The 14,422-nt window shown below is 67.1% G+C and carries 11 protein-coding genes; 3 read left to right on the top strand and 8 right to left on the bottom strand.

Annotated features, from left to right (window positions below; genetic code table 11):
* The 8 genes from C4N9_RS13865 to coxB all read right to left on the bottom strand — a co-directional run bounded on the left by C4N9_RS13865 (position 1) and on the right by coxB (position 6,975).
* A complete protein-coding gene (locus tag C4N9_RS13865; RefSeq protein ID WP_109533937.1) occupies positions 1-1,260 on the bottom strand; it encodes a M16 family metallopeptidase in 1,260 nt (419 codons plus the stop codon).
* On the bottom strand, positions 1,260-2,648 hold the full coding sequence (thrC, locus tag C4N9_RS13860; RefSeq protein WP_109533936.1) for a threonine synthase: 1,389 nt from the start codon (positions 2,646-2,648) through the stop codon (positions 1,260-1,262). The genes C4N9_RS13865 and thrC overlap by 1 nt, the downstream gene beginning before the upstream one ends.
* Positions 2,649-2,658: 10 nt before the next feature.
* Positions 2,659-3,339, bottom strand: a complete 681-nt coding sequence (locus C4N9_RS13855) for an SURF1 family protein (protein WP_168192234.1) — start codon at positions 3,337-3,339, stop codon at positions 2,659-2,661.
* A gap of 73 nt (positions 3,340-3,412) precedes the next feature.
* Positions 3,413-4,222 carry a cytochrome c oxidase subunit 3 gene (locus C4N9_RS13850; RefSeq protein WP_109533934.1) on the bottom strand — a complete coding sequence of 270 codons (810 nt, stop codon included), beginning with the start codon at positions 4,220-4,222 and terminating at the stop codon, positions 3,413-3,415.
* Between the two features lie 88 nt (positions 4,223-4,310).
* A complete protein-coding gene (locus C4N9_RS13845) occupies positions 4,311-4,892 on the bottom strand; it encodes a cytochrome c oxidase assembly protein (RefSeq protein WP_109533933.1) in 582 nt (193 codons plus the stop codon).
* A complete protein-coding gene (locus C4N9_RS13840) occupies positions 4,889-5,092 on the bottom strand; it encodes a hypothetical protein (protein WP_109533932.1) in 204 nt (67 codons plus the stop codon). The genes C4N9_RS13845 and C4N9_RS13840 overlap by 4 nt, the downstream gene beginning before the upstream one ends.
* On the bottom strand, positions 5,083-6,054 hold the full coding sequence (cyoE, locus tag C4N9_RS13835; protein WP_109533931.1) for a heme o synthase: 972 nt from the start codon (positions 6,052-6,054) through the stop codon (positions 5,083-5,085). The genes C4N9_RS13840 and cyoE overlap by 10 nt, the downstream gene beginning before the upstream one ends.
* Before the next feature lie 84 nt (positions 6,055-6,138).
* A complete protein-coding gene (coxB, locus tag C4N9_RS13830; RefSeq protein ID WP_109534071.1) occupies positions 6,139-6,975 on the bottom strand; it encodes a cytochrome c oxidase subunit II in 837 nt (278 codons plus the stop codon).
* 292 nt (positions 6,976-7,267) lie between these two features.
* Here coxB and tldD point away from each other — a divergent pair, with 292 nt between their 5' ends.
* The 3 genes from tldD (at position 7,268) to topA (ending at position 14,420) form a co-directional block, all read left to right on the top strand.
* Positions 7,268-8,710, top strand: a complete 1,443-nt coding sequence (gene tldD / locus C4N9_RS13825; RefSeq protein ID WP_109533930.1) for a metalloprotease TldD — start codon at positions 7,268-7,270, stop codon at positions 8,708-8,710.
* Between the two features lie 213 nt (positions 8,711-8,923).
* Complete coding sequence (gene dprA, locus C4N9_RS13820; RefSeq protein ID WP_109533929.1) at positions 8,924-10,135, top strand: DNA-processing protein DprA; 1,212 nt, start codon at positions 8,924-8,926, stop codon at positions 10,133-10,135.
* A 1,669-nt stretch (positions 10,136-11,804) separates the two neighbouring features.
* Positions 11,805-14,420 (top strand): type I DNA topoisomerase, encoded by a 2,616-nt coding sequence (gene topA, locus C4N9_RS13815; protein WP_109533928.1) that lies wholly within the window; start codon positions 11,805-11,807, stop codon positions 14,418-14,420.
* Positions 14,421-14,422: the final 2 nt, after the last annotated feature.

The raw sequence follows: 14,422 nt of genomic DNA, 5'->3' as shown, positions 1-14,422 counted from the left end.
TCAGGCAACGAGCCTTTCGCGCAGCTCCTGCAGCGTGGGCGCGGTGGCGACGGGGCCGTACAGAGCCATCGACATGCGCGCTTCGGAAGCGAGCTTTTCGGCATAGGCCTTGATCGACGGCAGATCGACCGCATCGATCCGCTCGACCGTTTCCGACAGGTCCGGAATCCGGCCCCAGATCGCCAGCAGCCGCGCCAGACGCTCGGCCCGGCTGGACGGGCTTTCCAGCCCCATCAGCAGCCCGGCTTTCATCTGCGTGCGGGCGCGCGCGATCTCGGCTTCCTTCATGTCCTGCGTGGCACGGCGGAATTCGTCGATGGTCAAATTCGCCAGATCGCGAATATCCTCGCCGCCCGTTCCCGCATAGACGGTGATCGAGCCGGTATCGTCATGCGCGCCGGCCTGGGCAAAGGTGGTGTAGCACAGGCCCCGCTCTTCGCGCAGCTTCTGGAACAGCCTGGACGACATGCCGCCGCCCATCGCGCCCGCGAAGATCTGCGCGGTGAACAGGTCGGGATCGCGGAAAGCCGGGCCTTCGATCGCCAGCGCGAAATGCGCCTGTTCCAGCGTCTTGATCTCGCGCCGTTCGTTGCAGTGGAACGCGGCGGGTTCGGCGACGCTCATGTCGAAAGCGGGCAGTTGGCCGAAAAGCTCTTCGGCCAGTTTCACCAGCGTGTCGTGATGGACCGCGCCCGCGGCGGCCAGGATCATCTGGCCCGGGCCGTAATGGCCTTTGACGAAGCTGCGCAGGTCGCTGGCGCCGTAATGCGCGATGCGCTCGGCCGGGCCCAGGATCGGGCGGCCGATGGGCTGGTCGGGATAGGTCGCTTCCTGCAGCCAGTCGAAGATCACGTCGTCGGGCGTGTCCGCCGCCTGGCCGATCTCCTGCAAGATGACATGGCGTTCGGTTTCGATCTCGCGCGGGTCGAAGGCGCCGTTCAGCACGATGTCCGCGACCACGTCCAGCGCCAGCGGCACGTCGGCTTCGAGCACGCGGGCGTAATAGGCGGTCATCTCGCGCGAGGTATAGGCGTTGATATAGCCGCCCACATCCTCGATCTCTTCGGCGATCTGCAGGGCCGAGCGCGTGGCCGTGCCCTTGAATGCCATGTGTTCGAGGAAATGCGCGATGCCGTTCTGCTCGGCCCGCTCGTGCCGGGCACCCGCCATCACCCAGATGCCGACCGCCGCCGAGGCAAGGCCGGGCATGGGTTCCGTGACGATGCGGAAGCCGTTGGGGAGTGTCGTGATGCGGTGCATCAGGCCCCCGTCCGTTCGAGGATCAGCGCTTCGAGCGCCTTCAGGTCGCCCGGCATCCGCGTCACGCGCTCAGGCCGGTCGAACAGGTCGCCCATGCGCGGCGGCAGGGCGGGGTGGATGCCCGTCGCCTCTTCGACCGCGGCCGGGAACTTGGCGGGGTGGGCGGTGGCCAGCGTCACCATCGGGTTCGCGCCCAGATGGTTCTCGGCCACGGCCACGCCGACCGCCGAATGCGGGCAGAGCAGCTCGGCCGAATGCGCCAGCGTGCGCTTGATCGAGGCCGAGGTGCCCTCTTCGCTGACACGGCCCGATTCGAACGTGTCCTGCAGGGATTGCAGCGCGCCCTGGCTCACGGTGAATTTGCCCGTGCCTTTCAGCTCGTCCATCAACTGCGCCACAGCGCGCCCGTCGCGCCCATAGGCGTCGAACAGAACCCGTTCGAAATTCGAGCTGACCTGAATATCCATACTCGGAGAGATGGAGGGCAAAACGCTTTCGGTCTGGTAAACGCCGGTCGTCAGGCAGCGGTGCAGAATGTCGTTCTGGTTCGTCGCGACCACCAGCTTGCCGATCGGCAGGCCCATCGTCTTGGCGATGTAACCCGCGAAGATATCGCCGAAATTGCCGGTGGGGACGGTGAAATCGACCGCCCGGTGCGGGGCGCCAAGGCTGGTCGCCGCGCTGAAATAATAAACCACCTGCGCCAGAACGCGCGCCCAGTTGATCGAGTTGACCCCCGCAAGCCGCACCCGGTCGCGGAAGTCGAAATCGTTGAACATGTCCTTGAGCAGACCCTGGCAGGTGTCGAAATCGCCATCGACCGCCAGCGCATGGACATTGGCGTCGGCGGGCGTCGTCATCTGACGGCGCTGGACCTCGGACACCCGGCCATGCGGGAACAGGATGAACACGTCGACATTCTTCAGCCCGCGAAATGCCTCGATCGCGGCCGAGCCGGTATCGCCCGAGGTGGCGCCGACAATCGTCACCCGGTCACCCGACCGGCTGAGCGAGGCCTGGAACAGCTGACCGATCAGCTGCATGGCGAAGTCTTTGAAGGCGAGCGTCGGGCCGTGGAACAGTTCCAGCAGGAAATGGTTCGGGCCAAGCTGCTTGAGCGGCGCGCGCGCATCGTGGCCGAAGCCCGCATAGGCCTTGGCGATCAGCGCCTTGAATTCGTCGTCGGTGAAGGTCTCGCCGATGAAGGGGCGCATCACGCGAAAGGCGATTTCCTCGTAGGGCAGACCGGCCAGCGCGGCGATCTCGCCTTCGTTCATCGTGGGCACGGTTTCGGGGACATAAAGGCCGCCATCGCGCGCGAGCCCGGTCAGCATCGCCTGTTCGAAGGTCAGGGCCGGTGCCGCACCCCGAGTCGAGATATACTGCATAAGTCTTTCCTCAGACACTTGTCCGCCTGATACGCCACAGAAGGGCGATTGTCATCACTGCCCAGACGGTTGCCAGCATGAACCAGGTGAGCGCGTATTCCAGGTGGTCGTTCTTCAGCGCGGCGCCGCTGATCGGCTCGGTCGAGAGCGGCGGCGCGGCGGCGCTGTCCTCGCGCGCGACGATCAGTACGGGCTCTGTGTCCAGCGCCTCGGCAATCGGCAGCGGGTCGCGGGCGAAATACAGGTTGCGGCCCTGGTCGGGATCGGGCGTGAAACTGTCGCGGTCCCCCGGCCAGTCGAGATTGCCGATCACCGTCACGCCGTCGGCCTGCGCGACATAGGCGTCGCGCTGCGATTCCCGCACGAAGCCGCGATCCACCAGCAACCGGCGACCGTCATCGGTTTCCAGCACGGCGATGATCCGCACACCCTGCCCCGCTTCGCGCTGGCTGGAGAGGACATTGGCGAATTCGCCGGTGAACCGTCCCTGCGCGATCACCGGCAGGTAGCGGTCGTCTCCGGGCGTGGCGTCGGTCGGCACCGGCACCGGGTCGTTGTGGATGCGGGTTTCGATCCGCTCGATCAGGTCGAGCTTCCATTGCAGCCGGTCGAGTTGCCAGAAGCCCAGCCACAACAGCACCGCCACACCGGCAATGCCGAAGATCGCCGCCCCGATGAATCGTCCGTTCACGTCGCTATCCCGTCCCAGAAAAGAAGAACGGGGGGCACATAGCCCCCCGAACCCATCGCATCAAGTGTGAGGCTCAGACGCCTGCGCTGCCCCAGATATAGATCGAGGCGAAGAGGAACAGCCAGACCACGTCGACGAAGTGCCAGTACCAAGCGGCGGCTTCGAAACCGACATGGCGTTCCTTCGTGAAGTGGCCGGCGCGGACGCGCAGGTAGCACACGAACAGGAAGATCGTGCCGATGATCACGTGCGCACCGTGGAAGCCGGTCGCCATGAAGAAGTTGGCGCCGTAGATGTTGCCGGCGAAGCCAAAGCCCGCATGGCTGTATTCGTAGCCTTGCAGCACGGTGAAGATCACGCCCAGGATCACCGCCAGAAGCAGGCCGGTGGCGACGTCCTTGCGGTTGTCCTCATGCACCAGCGCGTGGTGCGCCCAGGTCGCGGCGCAGCCCGACAGCAGCAGGATCAGCGTGTTGATCAGCGGCAGGTGCCAGGGGTCGAACAGCTCGACACCGGCGGGCGGCCAGACGCCGTCGACGGCCGGGCTTTCGGGGCCCATGGGATACATGGCGTGCTTGAAGAAGCTCCAGAACCAAGCCGCGAAGAACATCACTTCGGACATGATGAACAGGATGAAGCCATAGCGCAGGCCGATCACGACGACCGGCGTGTGATCGCCCGAATGGCTTTCGGTGACGACGTCCGACCACCACGCGTACATCACGTAGAGCACGCCGACCAGGCCGATGGCAAACACCCACGGGCCCATGTCGTGCATCCACATGATGGCGCCCGTCAGCATGACGAAGGCCGAAACGGCACCGACGAAGGGCCAGATCGACGGCGGAAGGACGTGGTAATCGTGGTTTTTTGCGTGGGCCATTTCCGTTCCCTCAGATTTTCCGTTTCGTGCCGCTTGCGCGGTCCCTGTCTTTGGCGCCCCGGGCCCGGCAGAGCCGGGGCGCGTTAACTCAGTTCGTTTCCACCGGAGCCGCCGCCTGTTCTGGCAGGTCGGCCGGGTGGAACGTGTAGCTCAAGGTGATCGTGTTCAGGCCCTGCGCCCGCACATCCGGATCGTCGACGATCTCGGGATCGACATAGAAGGTCACTGGCATCAGGACGCTTTCGCCCGGCTGCAGAACCTGCATGTCGAAGCAGAAACAGGCGATCTTGATGAAATAGCCGCCTGCCGCATACGGCGTGACATTGTAGCTGGCCGTGCCCGCGATCGGGTGGTCGGTGGGGTTCGTGGCCTCGTAAAAGGCCAGCCCGGTTTCCCCGATCCGCAGCTCCATCGTGCGCTCGACCGGGCGGAATTCCCATGGGAAGCCCCGTTCGACCGAGGCGTCGAACCGCACCTGCACGGTCTGATCCAGCACCGTGTCGGATTCGGTTTCGGCCCGCTGGGTCGTGCCGCCGAAGCCGGTGACGCGGCAGAACAGGTTATAGGCCGGCACCGCCGCCCAGGCCAGCGCGCCCATCACCACGACGACCCCCACCAGCGAGGCCAGTGTGCGTTGCGATTGCTCCAGACTGCGCCACCAACGTTTCATTGGCCCGCCTCCCCGGTCCGCGCGCCGGGATCCATCTCGATCCGATAGGTATGATCGAAGCCCTGCAACTGGTCGCCCGTGGTCATCTTGGCGATGGTCAGCCCGAAGACGAGCGCGACGAAGGCCAGCAGCACCACGAGCACGCCGATATTGCGGCCCTGGCGGCGTTTGTGCAGGTCGTGTTCGCGGGTCAGAGCCATGTCACGGCCTCCCATCCGGCGTAAGCCGACAGCGCATCGGCCCAAGGCGTGGCCTCGACCGCGAAAGCGGCGAAATGCAGGAACAGATAGGCCAGCGACAGCGCGAAGAAGCGTTTCTCGGCGGCGTACTTATCCGCCTCGGCCCGTTCCTCGCGGCGCATCCACAGGCGGAAGGCGCCGATCACGAAGAGCAGGTTCAAGACCAGCGACACGGCGAAATAGATCGGCCCGCCGATCGAGGTGAAGGCGGCGACCAGCGCCACCGGCGCCAGCAGCAGCGTGTAGACAAGGATATGGTTCCGGGTCGAGCGGCGACCGTGGGTCACGGTCAGCATCGGCACCTTCGCCTTTTCGTAATCCGAGTTCATGAACAGCGCCAGCGCCCAGAAATGCGGCGGCGTCCACATGAAGATCAGCAGGAACATCAGCACCGCTTCGACGCTGACCGAGCCGGTCGCGGCCACCCAGCCGACCATCGGCGGGAACGCCCCGGCCGCGCCGCCGATGACGATGTTCTGCGGCGTCGAGCGCTTCAGCCACATCGTGTAGATGACGGCATAGAAGAAGATGGTGAAAGCCAGCAGCGCGGCGGCCAGCGCATTCGTGGCCAGCCACAGCATGACCACCGACAGCACCGATAGAGTCGCGCCCAGGCCCAGCGCCTCGCCGGGTTCGACGGCGCCCGACGGGACCGGACGCTTGGCGGTGCGACGCATGACGCGGTCGATATCGGCGTCCCACCACATGTTCAGCGCGCCCGAGGCTCCGGCCCCCAGCGCGATGAAGATGATCGCGGCCAAGGCCTCGACCGGATGCAGGCGGACGGGCGCGACGACCAGCCCCACCAGCGCGGTGAAAACCACCAGCGACATGACACGCGGCTTCAGAAGCTGGACGTAGTCGCCGAAGCCGGCGTCTCCCGGCCCGCTCTGGTCTGCAATGTCTGCACGGATGTCGGTCATTCAACCCTCGGCATTCAGCCCTCGGAATGGTCCGGCGCCGCGTCGCGGGGGGCATTCCCGCGCGCGACGCCGGTTACTCTTGGATCAGTTCGACGCCAGCTCGACGGCGGCGGCGTCATAGCCCGGCGCGGCGGCGAGGTTCTCGGCGCCCTGCTCCTGCAGCCAGGCGACGTAGTCTTCGGGCGAGACGGCGCGGACGGTGATCGGCATGTAGGCATGGCCCTGGCCGCACAGTTCAGAGCACTGGCCGAAATAGATGCCGGGTTCGTCGACATTGAACCACAGCTGCGCCAGACGGCCCGGAACCGCGTCCTGCTTCACGCCGAAAGCCGGGATGGTCCAGGAATGGATCACGTCGCCGCCGGTGACCTGCATCACGACGTTCTGGCCCACCGGCACCACGACCTGGCTGTCGGTCGCCAGCAGGTAGTGACGGTCCTCGTAGCCGTTCTCGGCCAGTTCGTCGCGCTGCAGCGGGTAGGCCGACAGCTCGACCCCGTGGTCGACATATTCATAGCCCCAGTACCACTGGTAGCCCGTCACCTTGATGGTCACGTCGGCGTCGGGCATCGTCTGGTCGCGGAACAGTGCGGGAACGGTGAACGAGCCGATGAAGATCAGGATGAAGATCGGCAGGATCGTCCAGGCGATTTCCAGCGGCGAATTGTGCGTGAAGCGCGACGGCACCGGGTTCGAACGCTGGTTGTAGCGCACGATGACCCACAACAGCAGGACACAGACAAAGACCGTGATCGCGCCGATGATGTACAGCAGCATATGGTCAATCCAGTGGCTGCTTTCGGCGACGGGGCTGTGGGCGCGTTGCAGCGCGATCCCCGCATCGTGCGGTTCGCCCAGGAAGGGCAGATCCTGCGCCATCGCCTGGCCGGCGACGGCCATCGACAAGGCGGCAGCCCCCATGCGACCACCCAATCCGGCGGCGAAGCGGGTGAGGTCCTTGAAAAGATGCATCTTGTGTTCCCGTTTTGCGCGGCCTTCCGACCGTCTGTCTCCGCCGCCCCCGCGCGATGCGCCATCAGTCATGGACGGACCGGCCGCGAACAGACGGGAGGCGGTTTCCCTCTCTCCTAAAATCATATTAGCATTCCCATAACAAGCCAAACCGATGCGTCATGGTGCCGCCTTTTGACTTAAGTCAAAGACATGCTGCACTGCCGCAACGGTCGCGCAACGCTCACGTGAAAGGAGCTTCATGTCCGCCCCCGCCCATCCCCTCCCCGAGGCCGACCGCTTCCGCCCCTTCGAGACCGCGCTCGACCGGGACGCGGCCCTCGCCACCCTGCGCGAGGCCACGCAGGGCGCGGATGACGGCGAGTTGTTCCTCGAACGCCGCCGCTCCGAATCACTGGTCCTCGATGACGGCCGCATCCGCAACGCCGCCTATGACGCCGCCGAGGGTTTCGGCCTGCGCGCGGTCAGGGGCGATGTCGCAGGCTATGCGCATTCCTCGGAAATGACCGAAAGCGCGCTCAAACGCGCCGCCGCCACCGCGCGGCTGGCGGTGGGCGCGGGCGGCGGCACGATGGCCCCGCCGCCCAAGGGCACGAATACGCGCCTGTACGGCGATTTCGACCCGATCACCGATGCCAGCTTCGCCGCCAAGATCGAGACCCTGCGCGCGATCGACGATTTCCTGCGCGGGCTCGATGCGCGGGTGGTGCAGGTGACGGCCTCGCTCGCGGCCTCGATCCAGGAGGTGGCGATCCTGCGGCCCGAGGGCGGGCTGGTCAGCGATATCCGCCCGATGGCCCGAATCTCGATCGCGGTGATCGTTGAGCGGGACGGCCGCCGCGAATCAGGCCATTACGGCGGCGGCGGGCGCATCAACCTGTCGGGCCTGATGGAACCCGCGCATTGGCAGCCGGTCGCGCGCGAGGCTTTGCGCGTGGCGTTGGTCAACCTGGATGCCGTGCCGGCGCCGGCCGGGGCGCTCGACGTGGTGCTGGGGCCGGGCTGGCCCGGGATCCTGCTGCACGAGGCGGTGGGCCACGGGCTGGAAGGCGATTTCAACCGCAAGAAAACCTCGGCCTTCGCCGGTCTGATGGGCAGGCAGGTCGCGGCCAAGGGCGTGACGGTGCTCGATGACGGCACGATCCCGGACCGGCGCGGCTCGATCACGGTCGACGATGAGGGCACGCCCTCGGGCCGGAACGTGCTGATCGAGGACGGGGTGTTGGTGGGCTACATGCAGGACCGCCAGAACGCGCGGCTGATGGGGGTCGACGTCACCGGCAACGGGCGGCGTGAAAGCTATGCCCACACGCCCATGCCGCGCATGACCAACACCTACATGCTGGGCGGCGACACCGATCCCGCATCGCTGGTGGCCGACATGAAGGACGGGATCTGGGCCGTGGGCTTTGGCGGCGGGCAGGTCGACATCACCTCGGGCAAGTTCGTGTTTTCCTGCACCGAGGCCTACCGGGTGCGCGACGGCAAGATCGGCGAGCCGGTGAAAGGCGCGACCCTGATCGGCGACGGCCCCACCGCGCTGAACAACGTGCACGGGATCGGCAACGACATGGCGCTGGACCCGGGCATCGGCAATTGCGGCAAGGCCGGGCAATGGGTGCCGGTGGGCGTGGGCCAGCCATCCCTGAAGATCGGCGGGCTGACGGTCGGCGGGGTGGCCTGAGGCGGCTCCCGCCCGTCGCTCGCGGATCTGACGATCCGGTCGCTCCCGTTGGGCCGGGCGGGGGGCTGCCGCCCCCCGCACCCCCCGCGAGTATTTGTCGCAAAGTGAAGGCCTGAGCGGTTTCATGAGCGGTTTCGTGCGGTCTTCGTTCTGACGTTCACGGCCTGTTAACCTTCCTGTTGCACTCTCCGAATCGAATGAGGCGAGGTTGCGATGGACGGGAACACACTTTCTTCTCCCACACCCTTCACCCCACCCACCACGGAAGAAGACCGTCTGGCGTGGCTTCGTCTCATTCGCTCGCGCCGCGTCGGGCCCAGCACGTTCCTGCGCCTGATGAGCGAGCATGACAGCGTCCATGACGCGCTGGATGCCCTGCCCGCGATCGCCCGCGCGGCGGGGGTCGCGGATTACGCGCCCTGCCCGGCCGACATGGCCCGGCGCGAGATCGAGGCCGGGCTGAAGGCCGGGGCGCGGCTGGTGATGCTGGGCATGCCGGACTATCCCCTGCCCCTTGCCGCCATCCCGGACCCGCCGCCGGTTCTGTGGCTGCGCGGAAGGGCGCAGGTGATGGCGCGTCCGGGTGTAGCCCTTGTGGGCGCGCGCAATGCGTCGTCGCTGGGCGCGCGGATGACCCGCCGGCTGGCCGAGGGGCTGGGCTATCACGGCTATTGCGTCGTCTCGGGGCTGGCGCGCGGGATCGACACGGTCGCGCATGGCGGCGCGCTGAAAACGGGCACCATCGCGGTGATGGCCGGCGGCGTCGACGTCATCTACCCGGCAGAGAACGCCGTTCTGGGCGCGGCCATCGCGGATCAGGGGCTTCTGGTTTCCGAGCAGCCGGTCGGCCTGCAGCCACAGGCGCGCCATTTCCCCCGGCGCAACCGGCTGATCGCCGGGCTCTCGCGGGCCGTGATCGTGGTCGAGGCCGCGGAAGGGTCGGGCAGCCTGATCACCGCGCGCGACGCGCTGGACCAGGGGCGTGAGGTCATGGCGGTGCCGGGTCATCCGATGGATGCCCGCGCCGCGGGCTGCAATGCTCTTCTGCGCGAGGGCGCGCGGCTGGTGCGCGGGGTCGAGGACATCATCGATGCCCTGAACGAAGGGAGCGAGCCGCCCGTCGCACGGCCCGAACGGATGGCCACCGAGGGATCCGGCGCGAAAGCCCCACCGGCGAAAGCCCCACCGGCGAAAGCGGGGCCCGGTGCCGCGGTCCGGAGCGGCGCGCCCGGGACCGGGTCGCCGCCCGACATGCTGACGCTGCACCGGATGATCCTGGACCGGCTCGGCGCGGCGCCGGTGGCCGAGGACCAGCTTCTGCGCGATCTGGATCTGCCGCATCCGGTGGTCGCCCCGGCCCTTCTGTTCCTGGAACTGGACGGCCGGGTGCAGCGACAGCCGGGGGGCATGCTGGCGCGGATATAGGCGCCGGGGGCCATGTGCGGTCGTGAGCATGGCTTTGCGCAGACCAGAAGGAAGGCTGCGCGTTTCATCCCTGCGCCGGGAAGTAAGGGGCTGAGTGGGGGCAGAGGATGACGGCGCGGACGACAAGGCGCAGCATCTTGGCGTGGGCGGGCACGAATGCGCGCATGCTGCACAGCGGCGGCCAAGCGCGCTGTCGGCAATGGGGGCCTCGTGAGACCAGGGAGGGCGTCGCGGAAGGAACGTGCATCGGAAAGGCGCGCGTTTGACCCGGTGATCCGCGTGCGAGTCATAGCGGGCAGCCCGAGGAAAGCCAGACGAGGCACGGCTGCCAGCGCGCGGCGACCCTCCTGGCGGGTTTCGAGCGGGGACAACCGGGGCAGGATGCCCGGTCAGACCTTGGACCGTTGCAGCGCCGGGATGCCGGCGTGGCGATGTTACTGTCTGTGGGCCGAGAGGAGCCGGTGGTGACATGACGGGCAAGCCACAGCCGGCCTTTGCCCGTGCGGTGCTGAAGCGCGCTCGTCGCGGCACGGAAAAGCGTGTTGCGCCCCGGCGAAAGGCGAAAGGGGCCTGCCGATGCTGCTGCCGCAAACGGCGCTTTTGGCCGATCGGGAGCCGCCCGTGGCTGGCCAGAGGGCCCGGAAGTCTCGACAACGCGGCCTGGTCTGGACCCGGGCGGCGTCTCCCAAGGGGCGCTCTGGCAGGGTGTCGGTTCTCTCCTTGAAAAAAAGCCGGTTCACCTTGTGGCGCCGGGCGCCTGGTTCTTGGTGCCGCTGTGTCCTGTATCGGCGCGCACGCGGATGCGGGGCTGGCCGCGTAAAGTGAAGAGCCGGGGGGGTGTCGGCCCGGGCGCAAAGGGCGAGGTCGTCCGGAATGCTGCGGGAGCGTTCCGCCGGGATGCGGGCCGGGCGGCCGGGGCTGCGCGATGAGGGTCTTGCGGCGTGTCCTGTGCGGTGGCCAGGCTATTGCAGCAGACGGCGGCGGCGCAATTCCCAGGTGAAAGCGCGCGGACCTGCCGCGCGGGATCGTCAGGGGAAAGTGCGGGAGGGCCGCGTGCGAGAGCCCCTGCACCAGCGCCCCCACCGACCGGGCGACTGGCCGAGCGGCGCGGTTCGCTCAAAACCGGCTCGGGCGCAGCGCCTTTCCGTGCGACGCGGTGACGACCGCCCCCGCGACAACGCGCGGAGAAGGCGGCCCGAAACATAAGCGCCCCCCGGGGCAGCTCCGGGAACGCGGCGTCGCCGGGGACCGGGGCCGGCACGGACGCGCGGGGCAGATGGGCGCGGCAGCATCATCGCGCCCCGTCGCCAGCCCCGTCGCCAGCCCCGTCGCCACCGGCGCGGAGGGGAACCCGGTCACGACCGCTACGGGGCCAACGGGCTCTCGCGCAACCGGACGGATCCCTCGCCATCGCCCCAAGCCAGCCCCACGAGAACCCGCCCCGCGCGGCGGCACCGGATCCTCGGGGCGCGGTTGTGCGACGACGTGCCCGCGGCGCCGGGCGCCCGGGCCGGCGGCCTGCTGCCCGCCTCTTCCGCGGTGGCCGGCGTACCGGGTCAGATTGACAACCCCCCCCATTCGCCCCCATCTAGGCATCGCGGCCCGAACGGCGCATTGCCGCAGCATCCAGCCGATCTGGTGCGAAAAGCGTTTTCTATCTGAGGTTTGCATGGCAGTTGTCGTCGTCGAGTCCCCGGCCAAGGCCAAAACGATCAACAAGTATCTGGGCTCGGATTACACCGTCCTCGCCTCGTTCGGCCATGTCCGCGACCTGCCGCCCAAGGACGGCTCGGTCGATCCCGAACACGATTTCGACATGAAATGGGAGGTGGCCGCAGACAGCAAGAAGCATGTCCGCGCCATCGCCGAGGCGCTGAAGAACGACAACGACCTGATCCTCGCCACCGACCCTGACCGCGAAGGCGAGGCGATCAGCTGGCACCTGACCGAGGCGCTGTCGAAATCGAAGGCGATCAAGAAGGACACGCCGGTCAAGCGCGTGGTGTTCAACGCGATCACCAAATCCGCCGTGACCGAGGCGATGAAGAACCCGCGCGATGTCGACATGCCGCTGGTGCGGGCCTATCTGGCGCGCCGGGCGCTCGACTATCTGGTGGGCTTCAACCTGTCGCCGGTGCTGTGGCGCAAGCTGCCCGGCGCGAAGTCGGCCGGCCGGGTGCAATCGGTCTGCCTGCGGCTCATCGTCGAGCGCGAAATGGAGATCGAGGCGTTCCGCGCCCGCGAATACTGGTCGGTGACGGCGAACCTGGCCAATACGCGGGGCGCCGAATTCACCGCCCGGCTGGTGACGCTGGGCGGCAAGAAGCTGGAGCGCTACGACCTCGCCACACAGGCCTCGGCCGAGCTGGCCGTCGAGGCGGTGAAGAAACGCGACCTGTCGGTGCAGTCTGTCGAGGCAAAGCCCGCCAACCGCAACCCGACCGCGCCCTTCATGACCTCGACCCTGCAGCAGGAAGCGAGCCGCAAGTTCGGTATGGGCGCGCGCCAGACGATGAACGCGGCACAGCGTCTCTACGAGGCCGGGCTCATCACCTATATGCGGACCGACGGGATCGACATGGCGCCCGAGGCCGTGACCGCCTGCCGCGCCGAGATCGAGAAACGCTTCGGCAAGGATTACGTGCCGGCCGCGCCGCGCATCTACAAGAACAAGGCGAAGAACGCGCAGGAAGCGCACGAATGTATCCGTCCGACCGACATGTCGGCCGATCCCGACAGCCTGAAGCTGACCGACAGCGACCAGCGAAAGCTCTATGACCTGATCTGGAAGCGCACCATCGCCTGCCAGATGGAAGCCGCACGACTGGAACGTACCACGGTCGAGATCGACTCGAAGGACGGTCAGGTCGGGCTGCGCGCGACCGGACAGGTCATGCTGTTCGACGGCTTCCTCAAGGTCTACGAGGAAGGCCGCGACGATGACGAGGGCGAAGACGGTCGCCTGCCGCAGCTGGGTCAGGGCGAGGGCGTGAGCAAGAAAGCCGTCACGCCCGAGCAGCATTTCACCCAGCCCCCGCCCCGCTATACCGAGGCCACGCTGGTCAAGCGGATGGAAGAGCTGGGCATCGGCCGCCCGTCGACCTATGCCTCGATCGTCACGACGATCCAGGAGCGCGGCTATGTCCTGAAGGACAAGAACCGCCTGAAGCCCGAGGACAAGGGCCGCTTGGTGACGATCTTCCTGACCTCTTATTTCCCGCGCTATCTGGGCTACGATTTCACCGCCGGGATGGAAGAGCAGCTTGACGATATCTCGGCGGGCTCGCGCGACTATAAAGACGTGCTGCAGAATTTCTGGGCGGATTTCTCGGCGGCTCTGGCCGAAACCTCGGATCTGCGCATCACCGAAGTGCTGGAGAAGATCGACGAGGTGCTGGCACCGCATCTCTACCCCCCGCGCGAAGACGGCAGCGACCCGCGTGTCTGCCCGACCTGTGGCGAGGGCCGGCTGAACCTGAAGACCGCGCGCTCGGGCGGGGCGTTCATCGGCTGCTCGAACTATCCCAATTGCCGCTATACCCGTCCCCTGTCGGGCGATGAGGGCGATGCGGAACTGGCGGGCGACGGCAAGCTTCTGGGCTATGACGGCGAGGATGCAATCCGCCTGAAAACCGGGCGTTTCGGCCCCTATGTCCAGCGCGGCGAGGCCACCGAAGAGGTGCCGAAACCGCCCCGGTCCAGCCTGCCCAAGGGCTGGTCGGTCGAGGATATGGATCTGGACAAGGCGCTGATGCTGCTCAGTCTGCCGCGTCTGGTCGGCCAGCATCCCGAGGATGGCGAGCCCGTCGAAGCCGCGATCGGGCGTTTCGGGCCCTATGTGAAGCATAACAAGACCTATGCGAACCTGCCCGAGGTGGACGAGGTCTTCACCATCGGCATGAACCGCGCGGTCGAGCTGATCGCCGCCAAGGCCGCACGCGGTCCGGGCCGCGGGGCTGCCGCGCAGCCGCTGAAGGTGCTGGGCGATCACCCCGAGGGCGGCGCGATCCAGGTGATGCCGGGGCGCTACGGGCCGTATGTGAAATGGGAAAAGATCAACGCCACGCTGCCCAAGGAAATCGAGCCCGAGGCGGTGACGATGGAACAGGCGCTGGAGCTGATCCAGGCCAAGGCCGCGACCAAGGGCAAGAAGAAGGCGGCGCCGAAAAAAGCGCCCGCCAAGAAAGCGGCCCCCAAGAAGACCGCCGCGAAGACGACTGCAAAGAAAACCACCGCCAAAAAGGCCCCGGCCAAGAAAAAGGCCGAGCCTGAGGGCGACGACTAACC

The organism is Pararhodobacter marinus (assembly GCF_003122215.1).
Lineage (GTDB): Bacteria > Pseudomonadota > Alphaproteobacteria > Rhodobacterales > Rhodobacteraceae > Pararhodobacter > Pararhodobacter marinus.
Note: the sequence above shows the minus strand (reverse complement) of the source record. Positions and strands in the feature narration are given on the sequence as shown.

Coding starts and splice junctions, on each gene's coding strand:
- C4N9_RS13865 (WP_109533937.1), bottom strand. CDS start 1,260: ATGCACCGCATCACGACACTCCCCAACGGCTTCCGCATCGTCACGGAA.
- thrC (WP_109533936.1), bottom strand. CDS start 2,648: ATGCAGTATATCTCGACTCGGGGTGCGGCACCGGCCCTGACCTTCGAA.
- C4N9_RS13850 (WP_109533934.1), bottom strand. CDS start 4,222: ATGGCCCACGCAAAAAACCACGATTACCACGTCCTTCCGCCGTCGATC.
- C4N9_RS13845 (WP_109533933.1), bottom strand. CDS start 4,892: ATGAAACGTTGGTGGCGCAGTCTGGAGCAATCGCAACGCACACTGGCC.
- C4N9_RS13840 (WP_109533932.1), bottom strand. CDS start 5,092: ATGGCTCTGACCCGCGAACACGACCTGCACAAACGCCGCCAGGGCCGC.
- cyoE (WP_109533931.1), bottom strand. CDS start 6,054: ATGACCGACATCCGTGCAGACATTGCAGACCAGAGCGGGCCGGGAGAC.
- coxB (WP_109534071.1), bottom strand. CDS start 6,975: ATGGGGGCTGCCGCCTTGTCGATGGCCGTCGCCGGCCAGGCGATGGCG.
- tldD (WP_109533930.1), top strand. CDS start 7,268: ATGTCCGCCCCCGCCCATCCCCTCCCCGAGGCCGACCGCTTCCGCCCC.
- dprA (WP_109533929.1), top strand. CDS start 8,924: ATGGACGGGAACACACTTTCTTCTCCCACACCCTTCACCCCACCCACC.
- topA (WP_109533928.1), top strand. CDS start 11,805: ATGGCAGTTGTCGTCGTCGAGTCCCCGGCCAAGGCCAAAACGATCAAC.